This window comes from Mesorhizobium sp. M1399, assembly GCF_040317735.1.
GTDB lineage: Bacteria > Pseudomonadota > Alphaproteobacteria > Rhizobiales > Rhizobiaceae > Mesorhizobium.
Window position 1 is genome coordinate 1 of record NZ_JAMYKZ010000076.1, and the last position, 796, is coordinate 796.

The 796-nt window shown below is 61.9% G+C and carries 1 protein-coding gene; it reads right to left on the reverse strand.

Annotated features, from left to right (window positions below; translation table 11 throughout):
* The coding region (locus tag NKH05_RS32980; RefSeq protein WP_353017963.1) for a hypothetical protein at window positions 1–796 on the reverse strand (796 nt) is incomplete at both ends.

Sequence of the window (796 nt, forward strand, 5' to 3'; positions counted from 1 at the left end):
GTACTAGGGCGGCCGGGCCGCGCTCCAACTCCTCTGACTTCTTCACCGCCAGGCGCGAGCCTCGGGAGATCAGACAGTGCCGTGGCGAGCTTGGAGAGTCGGTTAGCACCGAGTTTTTCCCCGTACTCTTGAAGGTCGTCGTCCATCGATCCGGTTAGATACCGAGAAGCGATGGATGGCCTTTTGAATTTTCGGAGCCACGCAGAAAACTGCCTGAGTGCCGGTGCATTCCGGTTTAGGGAATCGTCCCCCTCGGCCGCGAGCTGCTCGAGGAAATCCTTGTCTTCGGCATAAGGACGAGCGCGAAAAAGGCTTGGGTCGATTCCGGCGCGCCAATCCAGCAGGACCTCCACGGCGGCATTGACACGTCGGTCGCCACCCTCGTTCGCATACTGCTCCGCACGGACATTCAACGCACCAGGGTCATCAACCAGGCTGGCCACCGTCAGGTTCCTGGGCTGAAGCCAGACGCTGAACTTTCGCAGGGCGGTTACCCAGTGCACGACGGTATTGGATGCAGCGACGTCAGGATTCCTTTCCCTGGCGTCGTTCATCACCTTCGTGAGCTGGGAAAAGAGGTGCTCGTCGACGTTCCCGGCGCGCACCCGCTGGACCGCCGCCAATGCAGCGTTGATTAGGGCGTCGCCAGACTGATGCGCAAACGCGTTCGCGCGGCCAGTCAACCCATTGGGGTCGTCAGGGTTGCCAGGAGCGTCAAGCAGGCCGCCCAGTGTCCGGCCCTGGGGCTGCGTCCGAAGCCATGCGCTGAATTCGCGCAGACTCGTTGCGTGTGGCT